Origin of the sequence: Delftia sp. ZNC0008, assembly GCF_000799035.1 — a bacterium.
Classification (GTDB): domain Bacteria; phylum Pseudomonadota; class Gammaproteobacteria; order Burkholderiales; family Burkholderiaceae_C; genus Comamonas; species Comamonas tsuruhatensis.
Genome location: NZ_JTKZ01000125.1, coordinates 1 through 5,767 on the forward strand (window position 1 = coordinate 1; position 5,767 = coordinate 5,767).

At 65.9% G+C, this 5,767-nt stretch carries 5 protein-coding genes; 2 read left to right on the forward strand and 3 right to left on the reverse strand.

Annotated elements, in window-relative coordinates:
• Both pdxR and L995_RS04560 read left to right on the forward strand, forming a co-directional pair.
• Positions 1–1,223, forward strand: a 1,223-nt coding sequence (gene pdxR / locus L995_RS04555; protein WP_047469562.1) for a MocR-like pyridoxine biosynthesis transcription factor PdxR, incomplete at its 5' end; no start/stop codon positions are given.
• Positions 1,224–1,301: 78 nt separating this feature from the next.
• A complete protein-coding gene (locus L995_RS04560; protein WP_016447586.1) occupies positions 1,302–1,808 on the forward strand; it encodes a GNAT family N-acetyltransferase in 507 nt (168 codons plus the stop codon).
• Between the two features lie 112 nt (positions 1,809–1,920).
• Here the strand turns inward: L995_RS04560 and L995_RS04565 are convergent, their stop codons facing one another.
• From L995_RS04565 to L995_RS04575, 3 genes are all read right to left on the reverse strand, one after another.
• Positions 1,921–2,400, reverse strand: a complete 480-nt coding sequence (locus L995_RS04565) for a CYTH domain-containing protein (protein WP_047469565.1) — start codon at positions 2,398–2,400, stop codon at positions 1,921–1,923.
• A 150-nt stretch (positions 2,401–2,550) separates the two neighbouring features.
• Positions 2,551–4,986, reverse strand: coding sequence for an RNA polymerase sigma factor RpoD (gene rpoD / locus L995_RS04570; protein ID WP_016447584.1), 2,436 nt, complete (start codon positions 4,984–4,986; stop codon positions 2,551–2,553).
• Between the two features lie 260 nt (positions 4,987–5,246).
• Positions 5,247–5,702: a hypothetical protein gene (locus tag L995_RS04575; protein ID WP_047469568.1), complete on the reverse strand. Its 456-nt coding sequence runs from the start codon at positions 5,700–5,702 to the stop codon at positions 5,247–5,249.
• Positions 5,703–5,767: the final 65 nt, after the last annotated feature.

Here is a 5,767-nt window from a genome sequence, read left to right on the forward strand (position 1 = left end):
CCATGCTGCTGAGCGGCGGACGTGCACCCGCCCGCCGCGCTGCCGCCGCAGCGCCTGCGCCTGGCGGCGGCCTGTCCGTGCAGGCACAGGCCTTGCTGAAAACCGCCCAGGCTTCGGAGCAGCAATGGGGCGCCTTCATGCCAGGCGTGCCCGACGTGACGCAGTTCCCGCGCGCCGCCTACGCGCGCATCCACAACCGCCTGCTGCGACACGCCGGGCCGCAGCTGCTCACCTATGGCACGCGCGGCGGCGTGGAGGCGCTCAAGCAGGCGCTGGCCGAGCACCTGCGCGTGGCGCGCTCGGTGAACTGCGCGCCCGACCAGGTGCTGATCACAGAAGGCGTGCACCAGGCCATCGACCTGGTGGTGCGCAGCCTTGCCGACCCTGGCGACTGCGTCTGGATGGAGGAGCCGGGCTACTGGGGCATCGCCAACGTGTTGCGCATGCAGCACGGGCTGAGCCTGCACAGCGTGCCAGTGGACGAGGAGGGCATGCATCTGCCGGACGGCCTGCCCGTGCCGCGGCTGATCTTCGTCACTCCCTCGCACCAGTACCCGCTGGGTGCCGTCATGAGCATGGCGCGGCGCCGCGCGCTGATCGCCTACGCGCGCCGGGTGGGTGCCTGGATCGTCGAGGACGACTACGACAGCGAATTCCGGTTCTCCGGCAGCCCTGTGCCCAGCATGCAGGGCATGGAGGAGGACGCGCCCGTCATCTACATAGGCACCTTCAGCAAGACCCTCTACCCGGGACTGCGCATGGGCTACATGGTGCTGCCCCCGACCCTGGCCGAGCCGCTGCGCCGCATCCATTCCGAGCTGTACCGAGAGGGTCACCAGCTGCCGCAGCAGGTCATCGCCGAACTGATCGTGGAAGGCCACTACGCCGCCCACATCCGCAAGATGCGCCTGCTCTACGGCAAGCGCCGCCGCATGCTGATGGCCTTGATCGAGCGCTATCTGGGCGCCGACCACCTGCCCTGGGTGGACAGCGGCGCGGGGCTGCATTTCGTGATGCAGCTGCCCGGGCAGGACGATGATGTCGTGCTCGCCGAGGACCTCCGGCAGGCCGGCATCTTCGTCAAGCCGCTGTCGCGCTACTACGCGGGTCCGCACCGGCGGCGTGGCCTGCTGCTGGGGTACGCCTGCGTTTCCGAGGAAGAGATAGGCGCAGCCTTCTTCCGCATGCTGGCAGTGCTCGGAGCCCGGCATGGCCGGCGCTGAGGCCCGGGCCGGACCATCCGGCCGGGCGCCGCCTTGGCTCCCGACGCCAACCCTTTTTTGTCTGCCTAAGGATGCACCATGATCTCCATCCGCCCCGTTGAACCCCATGAATGGCCGCAGTACCGGGATATCCGCCTGCGTGCCCTGCGCGATGCACCCGACGCCTTCGGCAGCACCTGGGAGTCGGAGGCCGCAAGGGTTGACGCGGACTGGGCTGCGCGGCTGCAGGCCGCCGTTGCCGGCGGCAGGGACAGGGTGCTCTTCGCCGTCAACGGCGGCCAGGCCTGCGGCCTGCTCTGGTGCAAGCTGTGTGCCCCCGAGCCCGGCGTGGCCGATCTCTTCCAGATGTGGGTCGATCCCGCCGTGCGTGGCCGGGGTGCGGGCCAGGCCCTGCTGGCCCAGGCCGTCGCCTGGGCCTGGCACAAGGGCATGCAGCGTGTGCGGCTGGGTGTGACCGATGCCGACTCTCCCGCCATGCGCCTGTACCTGGCGAACGGCTTCCGGCCTGTGGGCGGGCTGCAGCCGCTGCGCGAGGGCTGCGAACTGCGCGTGCAGACGATGGCCCTGGACCGGGCCGGCGGCTGAGCCGCTGCACAGCGCAGGAAGTTCCGGCAGTCAGTCCCTGCGGCCTCTGTCGCCCCCTGGTGGCCCCGTGTAGCCCCCCGTAGCCCCGGGGCGTCCACAAGGCCGTCCTGCATCAGCCCGGCAGCACGGCCGGTGAAGGCACCTGCCGGGTCTTGGCCAGTTGCGCGTTGCTGTAGCGAAGATCCGCGGTGACCTCCGCTCCCAGCCAGGCGGGCGAGGGCTGCTGGATATCCTCGCTGGCCAGTTCGATCTCGGCCGTGACCAGCCCGGCCAGCGGGCCTTCGAATACATCGACCTCGAAGTCGAAGCCGTCCACCGTCACGATGTAGCGCACCTTTTCGAGTGCGCCATGCGCGCAGTGCTGGGCCAGCAGCGTCTCGGCGTCGGCCAGCGGAATCCGGTATTCGAATTCGGCGCGGCTCATGCCGCGTGCCGGCCCCTTGAGCGTGAGAAATCCGGCGTCCCCGGCGATGCGCACCCGCACCCACATGCCGTTGTCGGCGATGTATCCCTGCGCCATGCGCACGCCGGTCAGGCCGGTCACGACGCCGGGGTCGGCCACAAGGTATTTGCGTTCGATTTCGAGAGCCATGCTGATGCCCTTGCAGACAAAGGCGGCAGTCTATCGCGCCACCATCGCCCTGCCCGGCAGATGGCCGGCCACAAACAAAAAGCCCCGCAGGGGAGTGCGGGGCTTTCCAGGGGGCGGTTGCCGGCCCGGGGGGGCGGCATCCACAGCGCCTTACAGCGAGTCGATGAAGCTGCGCAGCTTGTCCGAGCGGCTCGGATGCTTGAGCTTGCGCAGGGCCTTGGCCTCGATCTGGCGGATGCGTTCGCGCGTGACGTCGAACTGCTTGCCCACTTCTTCCAGCGTGTGGTCGGTGGACATTTCGATGCCGAAGCGCATGCGCAGCACCTTAGCTTCGCGCGGGGTCAGGCCGTCGAGGATGTCCTTGACCACGTCGCGCAGGCCGGCCTGCATGGCGGCGTCCACGGGAGCGGTGTTGTTGGTGTCCTCGATGAAGTCGCCCAGGTGCGAATCGTCGTCGTCGCCGATCGGCGTTTCCATGGAGATCGGCTCCTTGGCGATCTTCATGATCTTGCGGATCTTGTCTTCCGGGATCTCCATCTTGGCCGCCAGGATGGACGCGTCGGGCTCGAAGCCGAACTCCTGCAGATGCTGGCGCGAGATGCGGTTCATCTTGTTGATGGTCTCGATCATGTGCACCGGGATGCGGATGGTGCGCGCCTGGTCGGCGATCGAGCGCGTGATGGCCTGGCGGATCCACCACGTGGCATAGGTCGAGAACTTGTAGCCGCGACGGTATTCGAACTTGTCCACGGCCTTCATCAGGCCGATGTTGCCTTCCTGGATCAGGTCCAGGAACTGCAGGCCACGGTTCGTGTACTTTTTGGCGATGGAGATCACCAGGCGCAGGTTGGCCTCGATCATCTCCTTCTTGGCGTCACGGCTGGCGCGCTCGCCGTCGTTCATGCGCTTGTTGATGCGCTTGAGCTCGTCCAGCGGCACGACCACGCGCGATTGCAGGTCGATCAGGTTCTGCTGCAGTTCCTGCACGGGCGGGACATTGCGCTCCAGCACGCTGCTCCAGGGCTTGCCCGCCGCGACCTGCTCCACCACCCACTGCAGGTTCAGCAGGTTGGGCGGGAACTGGGCGATGAAGGTTTCCTGCGGCATGCCGCACTTGTCCACGATGATCTTGCGCAGCTCGCGTTCCTTCTTGCGCACGTCATCGACCTGGGCACGCACGAGGTCGCACAGCTTCTCGATGGTCTTGGCCGTGAAGCGGATGGTCATCAGCTCTTCGGTCAGGGCCTTCTGCACCTTGATGTACGTGGGCGTGCCGTAGCCTTCCTTGTCGTACACCTTGTGCATCTTGTCGAAGTTCTCGCGCATGGCGTCGAAGCGGCGCAGCGCCTCGTTCTTGAGTTCTTCGAGCTTCTTGGTCAGTGCCTTGGAGCCGCCCTTGCCGTCGTCGTCGTCCTCTTCGTCGTATTCGTCGAAGTCTTCTTCGGCCACGTAGTCGTCGTTCTCATTGGCGTTGACGAAACCGTCGACGATGGTGGAGATGACGACCTTGCCTTCGCGGATTTCCTCGGACATGGCCAGGATTTCTGCGATGGTGGCGGGCGAGGCCGAGATGGCCTCCATCATGTCCATCAGGCCGCCTTCGATGCGCTTGGCGATTTCGATCTCGCCTTCGCGCGTCAGCAGCTCCACCGTGCCCATTTCGCGCATGTACATGCGCACGGGGTCGGTGGTGCGGCCGAATTCGGAGTCCACCGTGGACAGGGCGGCTTCGGCCTCTTCCTCGGCTTCCTCTTCGGTGGTGGCGGACTGGCCCGTGTTGTTCAGCAGCAGGGTTTCCGCGTCGGGGGTCTGCTCGTAGACGGCCACGCCCATGTCGTTGAGCATGGAGATCACGACTTCCAGCGTCTCGGCATCGACCAGCTTGTCGGGCAGGTGGTCGTTGATTTCGCTGTGCGTCAGGTAGCCGCGCGTCTTGCCCAGCTTGATCAGCGCCTTCAGGCGCTGGCGGCGGGTGGACATTTCCTCTTCGGTCAGGACGGTTTCGTCCAGGCCGAATTCCTTCATCAAGGCACGTTCCTTGGCCTTGCTGATCTTCATGCGCAGGGGCTTGACCTTTTCAGCCGGGGCCGAGGAGGCCTCGACCTCGACTTCCACTTCGGTCTCGACTTCGCCTTCCACTTCGCCATCGATGTCGCCATCGATGTCCGACAGGTCGGCGTCGTCCATGTCGTCGCCCGCTTCCTTGGCCTTGGGCTTGCGGCCGCGCTTGGCGGGGGTCTTGGCTGCAGCGGTGGAAGTGGCGGCCTTGGCCGGCGCCTTCTTGGCGGCAGCAGGCTTCTTTTCTGTCTGGGCGGGGGCGTCGTCGCCTTCGGCTGCCTTCTTGCGGCCACGCTTGGGCGTCGCGGCGGCGAGCAGTTCGTCGGCCATGGCTTTGAGTTCGGCTTGGGACTTGGTTACCACGTCGGTATCTTTCTTTGCTTTGGCCGCAGATGCGGCGCTCTTCGGTCCTGCAGCGGCTTTGCCGGCACCGGCCTTGACGGCCGGGGCTGAAGAGGTTGTCGAAGTCTTGGGCTTCGCTGGAGCTTCGGGGGCCTGCTTGGACTTCACGGACTTTGAAACGGGCATGAGCACCTCACGGTCGGGAGCGAACACACACAAAGGGAAACTCAAACAAGCGCCGCCTAAGCGCGCGCGGACGGACTAGGCCCGCCAGGGAAGCGTACATATTCCAGGCAAGATGTCTGGGCGATCATTTGGTGTGCAGTCCTTGCGGGAAATTGGGCCGTGCAGTTGCTGCAATCACGTGAGTTCGTCACGGGGCCCGGTCCGGAGGTGCTGCTGTCGCTCTTGCCGATAGCCCCCAATTATATCTGCTTACCTCGATTTCAAGAGGAAGTGCGCATCTGGTTTTCCAGGGCCTGCTGTCGGGCAAAGAGATCGCGATAGCGCTGGGCGGCGCTGGGGTCCCGTGCCATGTCGCGCAAGGCTTCGTCGATCTGAGCCTTGATGTGGACGATGACCATGCGATTGAGGACATCACGCAACTCACGGCGCAGCTCGGGCAGTTCGCCCTCGGGGTGCGCGTGGGGGCCGCTCATGAGCCTGTCTGCCAGCGTTTCGTGAGGCAGGCCGCGCAGTTGTTCGCGCAGCACGGCAAAGGGCCGGGCCCCGGATTCCTGGAACTGTGCCTCCATCCAGCGGAACATGGCGCCATGTTCGCCTGAGCAGTGCGCCAATGCCTCGAAGTCCTCGTGGGTGAGTTCTTCCATGAATTCCATGTGCGCCATGAGCAGGCGTGCCGCCTGGTCGGTGCGTGTGGCTGGCGCGCCACGCGGGCCCATGGGGGGCGGGTTGAAGTCGGCCCGGCCATTCTTGTCCCAGGGTTTGCGCGGCCAGGGCTACGCGG